Annotated in this window: 9 protein-coding genes and 1 other RNA gene; 5 read left to right on the forward strand and 5 right to left on the reverse strand. The window is 67.6% G+C overall.

Translation table 11 applies throughout. The features are described from left to right. Window positions 1-74: 74 nt before the first annotated feature. Window positions 75-5,342, reverse strand: coding sequence for an autotransporter outer membrane beta-barrel domain-containing protein (locus J8I35_RS13495; RefSeq protein WP_209925758.1), 5,268 nt, complete (start codon window positions 5,340-5,342; stop codon window positions 75-77). Between the two features lie 608 nt (window positions 5,343-5,950). Continuing rightward, window positions 5,951-6,865: a class II glutamine amidotransferase gene (locus J8I35_RS13500; protein WP_176015573.1), complete on the reverse strand. Its 915-nt coding sequence runs from the start codon at window positions 6,863-6,865 to the stop codon at window positions 5,951-5,953. 204 nt (window positions 6,866-7,069) lie between these two features. Between J8I35_RS13500 and pyrC the strand changes: the two genes are divergently transcribed. Both pyrC and rnpB read left to right on the forward strand, forming a co-directional pair. Beyond that, window positions 7,070-8,134: a dihydroorotase gene (gene pyrC / locus J8I35_RS13505; RefSeq protein WP_050013810.1), complete on the forward strand. Its 1,065-nt coding sequence runs from the start codon at window positions 7,070-7,072 to the stop codon at window positions 8,132-8,134. Window positions 8,135-8,241: 107 nt separating this feature from the next. Continuing rightward, window positions 8,242-8,653: RNase P RNA component class A (gene rnpB, locus J8I35_RS13510), an RNA gene on the forward strand. A gap of 67 nt (window positions 8,654-8,720) precedes the next feature. Here rnpB and J8I35_RS13515 read toward each other — a convergent pair. Then, the gene (locus J8I35_RS13515) at window positions 8,721-9,185 is read right to left on the reverse strand and encodes an OsmC family protein (RefSeq protein ID WP_074801272.1); all 465 of its coding nucleotides are present in this window, start codon (window positions 9,183-9,185) and stop codon (window positions 8,721-8,723) included. Window positions 9,186-9,595: 410 nt separating this feature from the next. After that, window positions 9,596-9,892 carry a DUF1090 family protein gene (locus tag J8I35_RS13520; RefSeq protein ID WP_209925760.1) on the reverse strand — a complete coding sequence of 99 codons (297 nt, stop codon included), beginning with the start codon at window positions 9,890-9,892 and terminating at the stop codon, window positions 9,596-9,598. Window positions 9,893-10,203: 311 nt separating this feature from the next. On the opposite strand from J8I35_RS13520, the gene rplM reads away from it, so the two are divergent. The 3 genes from rplM to erpA all read left to right on the forward strand — a co-directional run bounded on the left by rplM (window position 10,204) and on the right by erpA (window position 11,623). Beyond that, window positions 10,204-10,632, forward strand: a complete 429-nt coding sequence (gene rplM, locus J8I35_RS13525) for a 50S ribosomal protein L13 (protein WP_009687896.1) — start codon at window positions 10,204-10,206, stop codon at window positions 10,630-10,632. 10 nt (window positions 10,633-10,642) lie between these two features. Continuing rightward, on the forward strand, window positions 10,643-11,035 hold the full coding sequence (gene rpsI, locus J8I35_RS13530) for a 30S ribosomal protein S9 (protein ID WP_006476904.1): 393 nt from the start codon (window positions 10,643-10,645) through the stop codon (window positions 11,033-11,035). Between the two features lie 216 nt (window positions 11,036-11,251). Continuing rightward, window positions 11,252-11,623: an iron-sulfur cluster insertion protein ErpA gene (gene erpA, locus J8I35_RS13535; RefSeq protein ID WP_006759918.1), complete on the forward strand. Its 372-nt coding sequence runs from the start codon at window positions 11,252-11,254 to the stop codon at window positions 11,621-11,623. Between the two features lie 108 nt (window positions 11,624-11,731). Here erpA and J8I35_RS13540 read toward each other — a convergent pair whose 3' ends face one another. Then, complete coding sequence (locus J8I35_RS13540; RefSeq protein WP_209925761.1) at window positions 11,732-12,880, reverse strand: anhydro-N-acetylmuramic acid kinase; 1,149 nt, start codon at window positions 12,878-12,880, stop codon at window positions 11,732-11,734. Between the last annotated feature and the right edge of the window lies 1 nt (window position 12,881).

Genomic DNA, 12,881 nt, shown 5'->3' on the forward strand with positions numbered 1-12,881 from the left:
GCGTTTTCGCGCGCACCCATGCGGAAACCGCCCGGCAGGCCGCCGGGCGGTTTTTTTTCGTCCGCCGCCGGACGTTACCAGCTGTACCGGTAGCCGACCTGCCCGACGATCCCGCGCCGGTAATCGCCGCCGATGTTGCGCGCGATCTTCGCGTTCGCGTACAGCTCGCCCGACTTGCCGAAGCCGGCGGTCACGCCGACGCCGAGCTCGTACCAGGTGCGTCCGAGATGCGTCGCGAACGGCGTGCCGCCGACGACGGTCTGCCCCGGCGACAGGAAGTCGTGCAGCACGTCGGCCGTGAAGTACGGCGTCGCGGCGCTGCCGCCCGCGCTCGACTGGAGGTTCGGCCGGAAGATGCGCACGCCGACGCGACCGCGCAGCGCATTCGTCGTCGTACCCGACACGGCCGACACGTTGTCGTTGAACCCGTTCAGCTTCAGGTACTGGTACATCAGTTGCGCCTGCGGCTCGACCGCGACCGGCAACGCGCCGATCGCGAACGGCTTGCCGACTTCCTGCGACAGCGCGACGCCGAAGCCGTTCTGCGACGCTTCGTTGCCGTAGCTGTCGCGATAGCGGTTGCCGTAGTGCGTGACCTGCCCGACGCTGTCGAAGTAGGTGCCGTCCGGCAGGTAGCGCGTCCAGTAGCCGCCGACGCTCTGCGCGTGCATCTCGACCGAGCCGGTCGACGTCGACAGGTTGGGCGAGCCCGCGCGCGCCATGTCGCTGAAGCTCGCGTTCGACACGCCGATGCTGGCCGTCACGCCCGCATGCGTGCTGCCGGCGCCGTTCGGCGCCTGGTCGACAGTCCAGTCCTTGCCGAACTGCGCGAAGAACGTGCGTTCGTCGGCCGAGAAACGGCCCGCGTTCGCATCGAGGCTCTGGCCGCCGATGCGCCCCCACACGCCGTCGCGATTGCCGGGCTGCTGCTGCTCGACGTTGTAGATGTCGCCGACGCGTTCGTGCAGCTTGCCGAGCGTCGAGAAGCCGTAGTCGGCGTTCAGCAGCGGCGTCATCGCGTAGCCGGAAACGCCCGGACGATACGCGAGCGTACCGCCGTTGCCGTTGATGCCGCCGCCGCCGCCGCCGGACGGGTGGATCGGGTCGCCGGGGTCGGTCGGGTCGAGCTGCGAACGCAGGTACCAGCCGTTCGCATCGCCTTGCCCGCCGCGATAGAGCCGGTACTCGTACGCACCCGCTTGCACCGGGCCCGCGAGATGGAACGCCGACGCGGCGGTCGTACCGCCGTTGGCCGTGACGACCACCGGAATCCCGTCGCCGGTCGTCTGCGCGCCGGTGCCGGCCGTGTTGGCGATCTTCAGGCCGGTCGTGCCGCTCGCCGCGCCGCCGTTCACGATCAGCCGGTCGGTCGGCGACGCGTCGGCGCCGAGATACGTATTCAGCGCGATCATGCCGCCGTTGCCGACGTAGCCGCCCGTTGTCAGTGTCTTGTAGCTGCCGGTCAGCGTCGGCGAGCCGGTCGGCGCGGCGAATGCGACGAGGCCCGCGTTGTTCAGGCTGCTCAGCACCGAGCTGCCCGTCATGCGCCACGTGCTCGTGCCGTCGACGGTCAGCGCGACCGGGTCGATCTTCCCGGTCAGCGTCGTGCCGTTCGCGAGGAACACGTTGCCGGTGCTCGACGCGTCGGAAACGATGTCGCCCGCGAGGTTCACCGCCGATGCATTGAACGTCACGTTGCTGCCGTTCGCGAGGTTCAGCAGCGTGCCGTTGCCGGCCGTCACGACCGTACCGTTGCGCACCGCGATGTCGGCCACGCCGCCGCGCGCGGCGAAGGCCGGCCCGGTGGCGGACGTCACGCTGCCGCCGTCGACGAGCACCGAGCTGGTCGCGCCGTTCGCGAGCGTGTCCGACGTCAGTACGCCGGCCGTCGCGCCCGTGAGCGCCGTGCCCGTCAATGCGAGCACGCCGCCGCTGTTCGCGGTTGCGCCGTTGCCGGCGGCGCTGGCGAGCGCCGACCCCGTATCGGCGATGCGGCCGCCGTTTTGCGCGACGACGCCGTCGGCCGCAGCACCCGATGCGGAAATCTTCGCGCCCGACAGCAGGGCCGTCGCGCCGCCGTCCATGACGATTGCATGGGCGTTCGTGCCGGTCGTCGCGACGGTCGTTCCGTTGGCCGCGAGCGTGGAATCGGCCCCCGACACGAACAGGCCGCGAGCGTCGGCGCCGCTCGTGCGGACGACCGCGGCCGCATCGGCCGCGATGTGCGCGCCGGCGCCGGTCGACGTGACGCCGGCGGCGCCGTTGCCGGTCGTCGCGATCTGCGTGCCGGACAGCGCGATCGTTGCATTCGCACCGAGGTTGCGGATCCCGCTGCCCGAGCCGCCGACCGCGATCGACGTCGCGCTGGCCGCGATGCCGCCGCCGGTGACCGTCGCGTCGATCAGCACGCCGTCGGCGCTGCCGTTCGCGATGACGGTGCCGGCGCCCGACAGCGCGACCGATGCGCCGGCGCCCGTCAGGCGTATGCCCGCGACGCCGTCGTCGGCTTCGATGGAACCCGCGTTCGCGAGCGTGGCCGACGCACCCTGCACGAGCGCGCCGGTGCCGTTGGCGACGCGGATCGTCGACGCGTTGTTCACCGTGCCCAGCGTGCCGGCCACGACGCCTGTCGAGCCCGCGCCGGTCAGCAGCACCGTGCTGCGGTTCTCGAGCGTGCCGAGGTTCTGCGCGATGAAACCGGTCACGCCGGCGGTCGACGACGTGACGGCGGCGTCGTTGGTCAGCGTCGTCGCGACCGGCGCGCCGGCGTTCGCGCCGGCGAGGTCGTGCGCCTGGCCGTCGACGATGCCCGCGGTCGCGCCGGCCGCGTTCAGGTCGATCGTCGCACCCGCGTCGATCGTGCCCTTCGCGCCGCCTTCCACGGCGATCGCGACGCCGTTCGCGCCGTTGACGTGGTAGACCGCGTTGCCGGTCGACAGCGTGGTGCCGGCGTCGGTCGCGAGTACGCCGCGCGAGCGCTGGCCGTTGACGTCGGTCGTCAGCGTGCCGGCCGCCGACGCGCCCGTGTAGGCCGCGCCGCCCGCGACGCGGAACAGCGTCGAGTCGTCGGTGTCGACGCTCAGGTGCTGCGCGGCGACGTTGATTTTCGAACCCGCGCCGTATGCGTAGAAGCCGATCTGGTTCGTGCCGGACATGAAGGCCGGCACCGCGTTCGCGCCGACGTCGATCGTCGCGCCCGAGCGTGCGTGCACGCCGATCGCGCCGGTGCCGGTCAGGTTCAGCGCACCGTCGAGCGTGGCCTTCGCGAGCGGCCCTTCGGCCCAGACGCCGTAGTTGCGCGTGTCCGACGCGGGGTCGAGGCCGCCGGCCACGTCGATCGTGCCGGTCGACGTCGCAGTCGTCGCGTGCGTGCCGGTGCCGACGACCATGATGCCGATGCCGTTCACGCCATTCAGCGTGATCGTGCCCGTATTGGTCACGGTCGCGGCGGTGTCGGCCGCGAGCATGCCGACGTTCGCGAGCGGCGTGCCGGGCGCGGCGCCGTTGACGACGATCGCGCCCGCGTTCGTTAGCGTGCCGGCGCTCGAGCCGATGCTCGCCAGCGCGGCGCCGTTCTGCGTCTGCGAGCCGATCACGATCGTGCCGAGGTTGCTCGCGCTGCCCGACGCGCCGAGCAGGATGCCGTACGCGTGCGCGGACAGCGCGACGTCGTTTGCCGCCTGGCCGGGCGCGTACTGCGCGGCGCGGCCCAGATAGATCGTGCCGCCTGCTTCGTTCGTGAAGCTGCCGCCGGCGACGAGGCCGCCGATCACCTGGCTGTCGAGCGTCGTCGCGTTGACGCCGACGTTGATCGTGCCGGCGTTCGTCGCGCGCGCGCCGTCCGTCGCGGCCACCGCGTAGTTCTGCAGGTCGGGCCGGTTGCCGTCGAGCGTCCATGCGCCGACGTTCATCACGCCGTTGTTCGCGAACGTGGTGCCCGCGCCGCTCGCGTACACGCCGTTGCCCTCGGTGTACGCGTGGAAGCCGAAATTGTCGGGTGGCGTGCTGCCGCTCGTGTCGACGTTGTTGCCGGACGCGTAGCCGGACGAGATCGTGCCGTTGTTGACGCCGCTCGCGCCGCTCAGGAGGCGCACCAGCGTGAAGTCGCCCGACAAGCGCCCGTCGTTGACGAAGTGCGCGCCGTTTTCCGCGAGCACGGCCGAGCTCGATTCGATCGTGTTGGTGCCGCGGAAGTCGATCTGGCCGTCCTTGCCGATGTGCAGCGTCGCGTTCGCGCCCGTGCCGTGCATCACCGACAGGTGATCGATCGGCAGCGTGTTCTTGTCGCCGGCGGACACGTTGTTCGCGTACTGGAAGGTTTGCTGCGAGAACGTGACGGCCTGGCCGAACGCGGTGTCGTAGGCGGCCTGCGAGCCGAGCGCGCCGCTCTGGACCGAGCGCACCAGAAAGTCGTTGTACGCAGCGAGCGATGCGGCGTCGGTGACGGTCCAGCGACTGCCGTCGAACGCGGTGAAGGTGCCCGCGTAGGCCGGCACGTCGAGCTGGAGCTGGCCGACCGGGCCGCCGCTGGCGAGATAGTCGCCGGTGCCGAGCCAGATCTGGTTGCGGGAATTCCAGTTGACGACGCTCTTTGCCGCACCGGTGCCGTCCGCAAAGGTCAGGTCGGTCTGCTTCGGTGCGATCGAGATTCCATTGCCGGTCGCGTCTGGCGCATCCGCGGCATTGCCGATCGACACGTTCAGCGTGCCGCCGGTGCTGTCGACGGTGCCGATCCGCGTATTCACGTACTGGCCGCCGTTCACGTCGTGGTAAACGGGCACGGTGGTCGAGCCGGCCGTGGATGCGGTGAATTCGGCGGAGTTGTAGGTGGCGACCGACGTGTGGGTGGCCGTGATCGAGTCGGGCGTGCTGACGCTTTGCGTCTTGCCGCCGAGCGAGACCAGCGGCTGGTTCGGGTTGCCCGACACGAGGGTCGCGCTGCCGAGCGGCGTCAGCGTATAGCCCGGGTCGCCGGGGACGCCCGTCCATGCGCCTGCCACGCCGATCGTTTCGCCGCCCGACACGGTCGTGGCGCCGGCCAGGTTGTCGTTGACGGTCGGGCTGAAACTGCCGAGTGCGCAGGTGCCGCCGCTCGCGACGGTCGCGCCGTCGCCGCACGTCGACGCGTGCGCCACGCCGGCCGACAGCGCGGCCAGCGCGGCCCCGAGCGCCGCGACGCGCCGCGGCGAGCGGCGTGCCGGGTGGTGCGCCACCTTGTGCGCGGTGCGGCGGCTCGAACCCGATTCGCTGCCCGAACGCTTGCCGCGCGCCCGAGCCGTTTCCGCCACCGCGACCCAGCAGCCGGCGGCGTCGCTCCATATCGATCGAAATGAGTGATTCACGACATACCCCTCTTTCTTCTTTTGACGTGGCATTCGCCGCGATTCGGCGAATTCGCATTCCGCGGTGGGGAAATGATCCGAAGGGGCGTGCGGCGGCTGTGGCTGCGTGTCGCGCCAATCGTGTTTCGTTACACCGAGGATGGGGCGAGTCTACTGATTCGGGCAGTCGCCGATTATCGAGAAAGGGGAAACTGTAATGATTCGAACCGTAATGCGTGGTATTTTTGATTTGTGTGGTTGATCGAACCGAAAGCCGTGGTGGTGGCGGGCTTGAGGGGTTTTGTTAAAGGCTGGCAGGACTGCTGGAGTCGGTGGGATAGCGCACGGTTTCGGCGGATGACGCGCGATAAAATGCGGGCCCGGGATTTTTGTTTTAATTGGCGGTTATTTTGTCCGTTTCATCTTTTACTTATTTTCACTTGTAAATTAATAAAATCAAGCGAATGTTGCGTGACGTCGATTCGTTGCGCCGGGTGGTGGCCGAAATGAAACCGTATTGGCCGGAGCCGGGCGATTTGCGTCGATGACGGGCGTCGTCGGACGCATCGTACGACGCACGCACGGCAAGCAGGAAGCGAGCAGAAAGCGGACGCGGCCGATGCCGCGCTTCAGAAATCGATCGCGTCGTCGGCATCGCCGTCGGCCGCGGTGGCGAGCGCTTCGCGCACCACCGTGCGCGGTGCGGAGGCCGACGCGTCGAGCGACGGGTTGCGCAGCTTCTCGAGCACGCGCGCGGGCACCGGAATCTGCATCCGCGCGGCGACGTCGCCGCACTGGAACATGATCAACTCGCCCGGCTCGAATGCGGTCCAGACTTCGTTGTCGGTGAGCGGCTGCGTCGCGATCACCGCGACGCGATCCTCGGGCGTCGTGTATTTCGCGAAGTCGATCGACAGGTCTTCGTCGACGAGATGCGCGGTCGAGAACGGCCAGCGCCGCACGAGATAGTGCAGCCGCGTCGAGCAGTGCGCGAAGAGCGCCTGGCCGTTCGACATCAGGAAATTGAACACGCCGTGATCGGTGATGCCGCGCGTCAGTTCGCCGACCCGCTCGAACAGCTCGGGCAGCGGCGGCTGCGCGCCGGGAAAGGCTTCGCGCAGCCCCTGCATCAGCACGCAGAACGCCTGTTCGCTGTCGGTCGTGCCGACCGGATGGTAGACGCTGCCGTCCATGTCCGGTGCGTAGTCCTGCAGGTCGCCGTTATGCGCGAAGATCCAGTGCCGGCCCCACAGCTCGCGCATGAACGGATGGCTGTTCTCGAGCAGGATGTGCCCTTGCGTCGCCTTGCGGATGTGCGCGATCGTGTTCTTGGACTTGATCGGGTAGCGCTTCACCATTTCGGCGATCGGCGACGTGGCCGAGGCCTGGTGATCGATGAAGAGGCGGCAGGCCTTGTCTTCGAAGAACGCGATGCCCCAGCCGTCGGCATGGTGATCGGTGAGTCCACCCCGGGCCGCGAAACCTGTGAAGGAGAATGTGACGTCCGTCGGCGCGGCGCAGTTCATTCCAAGGAGTTGGCACATTTTACGTGGGGCGGCAGGCTGAAGCGGGGGTAACGAACCGGGCGAACCCCGGTACAATGCGGCTTCTAGCATATCACCGAGCCCTGAGCGGTAAAAAGCGGATTCCGCTGGCCAAAGGCCCCGTGTTGCGGTTTGCCGTCAATCGGCCCGTGCACGCGCGTTCCGGCCCCGCCGATCGCAAGCCCGTTCCTCACGACGCCTCCTATGACTGCCTCGAACGCTTCCTCCCCGGCGACGCTTTCGCTCGCCCGTCCCGACGACTGGCACCTGCACCTTCGCGACGGCGACATGCTCGCCGCCGTGCTGCCGCACACCGCCCGCCAGTTCGGCCGCGCCATCGTCATGCCGAACCTGAAGCCGCCGGTCACGACCACCGCGCAGGCGCAGGCCTATCGCGCGCGCATCCTCGGCGCACTGCCGGCCGGGATGACGTTCGAACCGCTGATGACGCTGTACCTGACCGACAACACGCCGCCCGACGAAATCCGCCGCGCCCGCGAAAGCGGCTTCGTGCACGGCGTGAAGCTGTATCCGGCAGGCGCGACGACGAATTCCGACCATGGCGTCACCGATCTCGCGAAATGCGCGAAGACGCTCGAGGCGATGCAGGAAACCGGCATGCCGCTGCTCGTGCACGGCGAGGTGACCGATGCGTCGATCGACCTGTTCGACCGCGAAAAGGTGTTCATCGACCGCGTGATGACGCCGCTGCGCCGCGATTTCCCGGGGCTGAAGGTCGTGTTCGAGCACATCACGACGAAGGACGCGGCCGACTACGTGCGCGATGCGGACGCGGCGCCCGGTCTGCTCGGCGCGACGATCACCGCGCATCACCTGCTGTACAACCGCAACGCGCTGTTCGTCGGCGGGATTCGCCCGCATTACTACTGCCTGCCGGTGCTCAAGCGCGAGACGCATCGCGTGGCGCTGGTCGAGGCCGCGACGTCGGGCAACCCGCGCTTCTTCCTCGGCACCGACAGCGCGCCGCATGCGCGCGGCGCGAAGGAAACCGCGTGCGGCTGCGCGGGCTGCTACACGGCGCTGCACGCGCTCGAACTGTACGCGGAAGCATTCGACACCGCCGGCGCGCTCGACAAGCTGGAAGGGTTCGCGAGCTTCTTCGGCGCCGATTTCTACGGGCTGCCGCGCAGCGCCGAGACGGTCACGCTGCGCCGCGAGGCGTGGGAGTTGCCGCGCGAGATCTTCGCGGGCGATACGCCGGTCGTGCCGCTGCGCGGTGGCGAGGCGATCGGCTGGAAACTCGCGTGAGCGGCGCGCCGCCGCGCGAACCCGGTCGCGTCGATCCGGCCGTGTTTCGGCGTGGCGGTGGCTCGCGCGCTGCCGACCGCGGCGCGCAGTGCTAGAATGCGCGTCGCAAAGCAGGCCAGGCAGTCGCGGCCTCGCCGCCTTCGGGCGCGCGGGGGCGAGGAAAGTCCGGACTCCACAGGGCAGGGTGATGGCTAACGGCCATCCGTGGCGACACGCGGAACAGGGCAACAGAAAGCAAACCGCCGATGGCCCGGCGCAAGCCGGGATCAGGTAAGGGTGAAACGGTGCGGTAAGAGCGCACCGCGGCGACGGCGACGTTCGCCGGCACGGTAACCTCCACCCGGAGCAATTCCAAGTAGGCAGGCGCGCATTTTCGGATGCAGGACGGGGCCCCCGTCTCGTCTGCGGGTAGGAAGCTTGAGCGCGTCAGCAATGGCGCGCCTAGAGGAATGGCTGCCACGCGTTGCGCGCTTCGGCGCGCGGCGTGCACAGAATCCGGCTTATCGGCCTGCTTTGCCGCTCGAATGCGAAAGGGCCGGCGCTCCCTGCGGAGCGCCGGCCCTTTTTTCATGCGCGCGCCGCGCGATCAGGCGGCGACGATGTCGAACGAATGCGTGAGTTCGGCCGTTTTCGCGATCATGATCGACGCGGAGCAATACTTGTCGTGCGACAGGTTGATCGCGCGTTCGACCGTGGCCGGGTTCAGGTTGCGGCCGGTGACCGTGAAGTGGAAGTGCACCTTCGTGAACACCTTCGGATCTTCGCTCGCGCGCTCGGCCTTCAGCGTGACCGAGCAGCCGCTCACTTCCTGGCGGCTCTTCTTCAGGATCAGCACGACGTCATAAGCCGTGCAGCCGCCGGTGCCGAGCAGCACCATCTCCATCGGACGCGGCGCGAGGTTGTGGCCGCCGCCTTCGGGCGCGCCGTCCATCGTGACGAGATGCCCGCTGCCGGTCTCGGCGGAAAACGCCATGCCGTCCTGGCCCATCCAGCTTACTTTGCATTCCATGCTTGCGCTCCAGCGTTGCCTGATTCGGATTCGATCCGGCATTGTAGCCCGCGGCGCAACGGTCGGCTGATGCGCTGCAAGACGAGCAATGCCGGCGCCGAGCGAGCGGCGCGGCGAGCGGCGATTTCCCTGCTGAATTTAGGGGTTTTGCTCTAGATGCGGGCGGTTTGAAGTTGTGCGTGACGCGCTTATATGCTTGATTTTGAATGGAAATTCATTTGCGTAAGCTTTTCGACTGGCATCCCATATCGTGGGAGTTGATTTCGCAATGCAAATTTTCTTGTGGACTCGGTCGGGCATTCGTATAATGACTCTCATTGGTTGTCGCGCTGCGGCAACCTCCGAATGTCTCCTCCACCCTCCTCCTGAGGTGGATTAAGCCCGAACCAGCCGTTCGGGCTTTTTTTCGTCCCATGCAAACATCGGCGCGCGGCTTGCGCGCGTCGGCACCGTCACGCGGGCTGCCGCGCGGCCGGCTGCGACGTCGCGTCCGGCGGCGTGCCGCGCGAGTCGGCCTCCGGCGCCGGTGCAGGGGCGGCCGACGCGTGGCCGCGTGCGCAGAAGTGGCGGACGCGTTCGCGCACCGCGCGCAGGCGCACGATGCGGTCTTCGGCATGGGCGGTTCGGGCTTCGGCGATGCGTGCATCGAGCGCGTCGAGCTTGGCTTCGCAGCCGGACGCGCCGACGGCGGGCGCCGCGGCGGCCAGCAGCGCGGCCGCGAGGAAGGGCGTAAGTCGTTGTTTCAACATGCTGGTTTGTTGTTTTTCGGGTTTGGCCGGTCTGGCGCGGCAAGGTCATGTGCCGCACGTCGATGGGTGCCGCCGCAGGCGCTCGGTTCGCCTGGCTTGTCGGGGCACGACCGGATTTTGGCCCATTTCGGCCGCCGCGAACACGGGGCGTGGATTCTCTTTGACCACGCAGCCGTATTTCCTTTATAATTCAGGGCTTTTCCGCATTCATGCCCACGGAAAAAGAACAGGGAGAGCCTGCACCGCGCCTCGAAGCGCACACAGACAAGCAGGAAGAACACATCGGGCAAAGCATTTTTTTTGGATCGATCATGAAGACGTTTTCCGCAAAAGCCCATGAGGTGACGCGCGAATGGTACGTGATTGACGCGACGGATAAGGTTCTCGGCCGTGTTGCCAGCGAAGTGGCACGCCGTCTGCGCGGCAAGCACAAGCCTGAGTTCACCCCGCACGTCGACACTGGTGATTTCATCATCATCATCAACGCGAGCAAGTTGAAGGTCACGGGCAACAAGACGCTGGACAAGAAGTACTACCGTCACTCGGGCTACCCGGGCGGTATCTATGAAACGACGTTCGGCAAGATGCAAGAGCGCTTCCCGGGCCGCGCGCTCGAGAAGGCGGTCAAGGGCATGCTGCCGAAGGGCCCGCTCGGCTACGCGATGATCAAGAAGCTGAAGGTCTACGCAGAAGCGACGCATCCGCACTCGGCTCAACAGCCGAAGGCGCTCGAGATCTAAGGGGACCCACATGATCGGTAACTGGAACTACGGTACGGGCCGCCGCAAGAGCGCAGTCGCACGTGTCTTCATCAAGGCTGGCAAGGGCGACATCATCGTCAACGGCAAGCCCATCGCTGACTACTTCTCGCGCGAAACGTCGCTGATGATCGTGCGTCAACCGCTGGAACTCACGAACCACGGCCAGACGTTCGACATCAAGGTGAACGTCAACGGCGGCGGCGAAACGGGTCAGGCAGGCGCAGTGCGCCACGGCATCACCCGTGCACTGATCGACTACGATGCGACGCTCAAGCCGTCGCTGTCGAGCGCAGGCTTCGTCACGCGCGATGCGCGTGAAGTCGAGCGTAAGAAGGTCGGTCTGCGCAAGGCACGCCGCGCAAAGCAGTTCTCGAAGCGTTAATTCCGCTTCATGGCCTCGCCGCCTTCGGGCGGCGTCCGCCGGAAAAACCGCCAGCTTTCACGCTGGCGGTTTTTTTATGTCCGCTTCCGGCCCGCTGCGGCGGCCCCCGCGCGGGCGCGTTTGATGAAATCGACAAGAACCTATTGATTTCATGGACTTCAGCACGATCTTCTGATCGGCCCTACAATAGCGGCTAAAGCTTTTTGGAGAGTTCGAATGAACGCTGTTACCGAATCCGCAGCAACGACGACCGATATGCCGCTGCCGTTCGTCTTCACCGACGCCGCGGCCGACAAGGTCAAGCAACTGATCGACGAAGAGGGCAATCCCGACCTCAAGCTGCGCGTGTTCGTGCAGGGTGGCGGCTGCTCCGGCTTCCAGTATGGCTTCACGTTCGACGAGGAAGTCAACGAGGACGACACCGTGATGAACAAGAACGGCGTCCAGCTCCTGATCGACTCGATGAGCTACCAGTACCTGGTCGGCGCCGAGATCGACTACAAGGACGACCTCAACGGCGCCCAGTTCGTGATCAAGAACCCGAACGCGACCACCACCTGCGGGTGCGGTTCGTCGTTCTCGGTCTGAGCGCACGGCAGATCCGCGCCGGTTCTGCCGGAATGAAAAACGGGGCTTCATGCCCCGTTTTTTTATACGCGCCCGCCTTGTCGCGCTCGCCGCGCGGCGAGTGTCGCATCAGCGCGGATAGAGCGCGCCGAGCACGCGGTTGCCGGCTGCGCCGGTGACCGTCGCGAGATTGCCGGGCTGGCGCGCGGTGAAGCGGTACGCGAGCCACGCGAACGCGAGCGCTTCGACCTGCTGCGGTGGCACGCCGAGCGCGGCCGTCGTGTCGACGGTGGCCGGCACGCCGGCCTCCCGCAGCGCGTGCCGGAGCCCATCGAGCAACACCGGGTTGCGTGCGCCGCCGCCGCATACGAACACGGCCTTGCAGCCCGGTGCGTGCTGCGCGATGTCGCGCGCCACCGACACGGCGGTGAGCGCGGTGAGCGTGGCTTGCACGTCCTCCGGCGCAACCTGCTGGAACGCGGCGAGCTTCGTATCGAGCCACGCGGGATTGAACAGGTCGCGTCCGGTGCTTTTCGGCGGCGGCGCGGTGAAATACGGTTCCTCGAGCAACGTGTCGAGCAGCGGCGCGTGGACGGTGCCGCGTGCGGCGAACTTGCCGCCGTCGTCGTACGGCTTGCCCAGATGGCGGGTCGCCCACGCATCGATCAGCGCATTCGCCGGGCCGCAGTCGAAGCCGCGCACGTCGCCGCCCGCGTTGGGCAGGATCGTGATGTTGCTGATTCCGCCGAGATTGCAGACGACCCGCGTTTCGCCCGGCGCGCCGAACACCGTCGCATGGAACGCCGGCGCGAGCGGCGCGCCGTGGCCGCCGGCGGCCACGTCGCGGCTGCGGAAATCGGCGATCACGTCGACCTGGGTCAGCTCGGCGAGCAGCGCCGGATTGTTGAGCTGGCGCGTATAGCCGCGCTCGGGGCGATGGCGCACCGTCTGGCCGTGCACGCCGATCGCGCGGATCTCGTCGCGCGACAGCCCGGCCGTGCGCTGCAATTCGTGGCAGCACACCGCATAGCGCGTGACGAGCGCATTCGCCGCGAGCGATTCGCGGTCGATCTCGTTGTCGCCGGGCTGCTGCAGCGCGAACAGCGCGTCGCGCAGCGATTGCGCGAAGCCGACGAACGCTTCCGCGAGCACGACCGGCGCGCGGCCGGCCTCGAAACGCACGGCGACGCCGTCGACGCCGTCCATGCTGGTTCCAGACATCAGCCCGAAGTAGATGCCGTCTGCCGGATCGGCATGCTGCGGCGGTCGTTGCGGCACG

It is taken from the genome of Burkholderia sp. CpTa8-5 (assembly GCF_017815045.1).
Classification (GTDB): domain Bacteria; phylum Pseudomonadota; class Gammaproteobacteria; order Burkholderiales; family Burkholderiaceae; genus Burkholderia; species Burkholderia sola.

Coding starts and splice junctions, on each gene's coding strand:
- J8I35_RS13515 (WP_074801272.1), bottom strand. CDS start 9,185: ATGCCGGATCGAATCCGAATCAGGCAACGCTGGAGCGCAAGCATGGAA.
- rplM (WP_009687896.1), top strand. CDS start 10,204: ATGAAGACGTTTTCCGCAAAAGCCCATGAGGTGACGCGCGAATGGTAC.
- J8I35_RS13520 (WP_209925760.1), bottom strand. CDS start 9,892: ATGTTGAAACAACGACTTACGCCCTTCCTCGCGGCCGCGCTGCTGGCC.
- pyrC (WP_050013810.1), top strand. CDS start 7,070: ATGACTGCCTCGAACGCTTCCTCCCCGGCGACGCTTTCGCTCGCCCGT.
- J8I35_RS13500 (WP_176015573.1), bottom strand. CDS start 6,865: ATGTGCCAACTCCTTGGAATGAACTGCGCCGCGCCGACGGACGTCACA.
- erpA (WP_006759918.1), top strand. CDS start 11,252: ATGAACGCTGTTACCGAATCCGCAGCAACGACGACCGATATGCCGCTG.
- rpsI (WP_006476904.1), top strand. CDS start 10,643: ATGATCGGTAACTGGAACTACGGTACGGGCCGCCGCAAGAGCGCAGTC.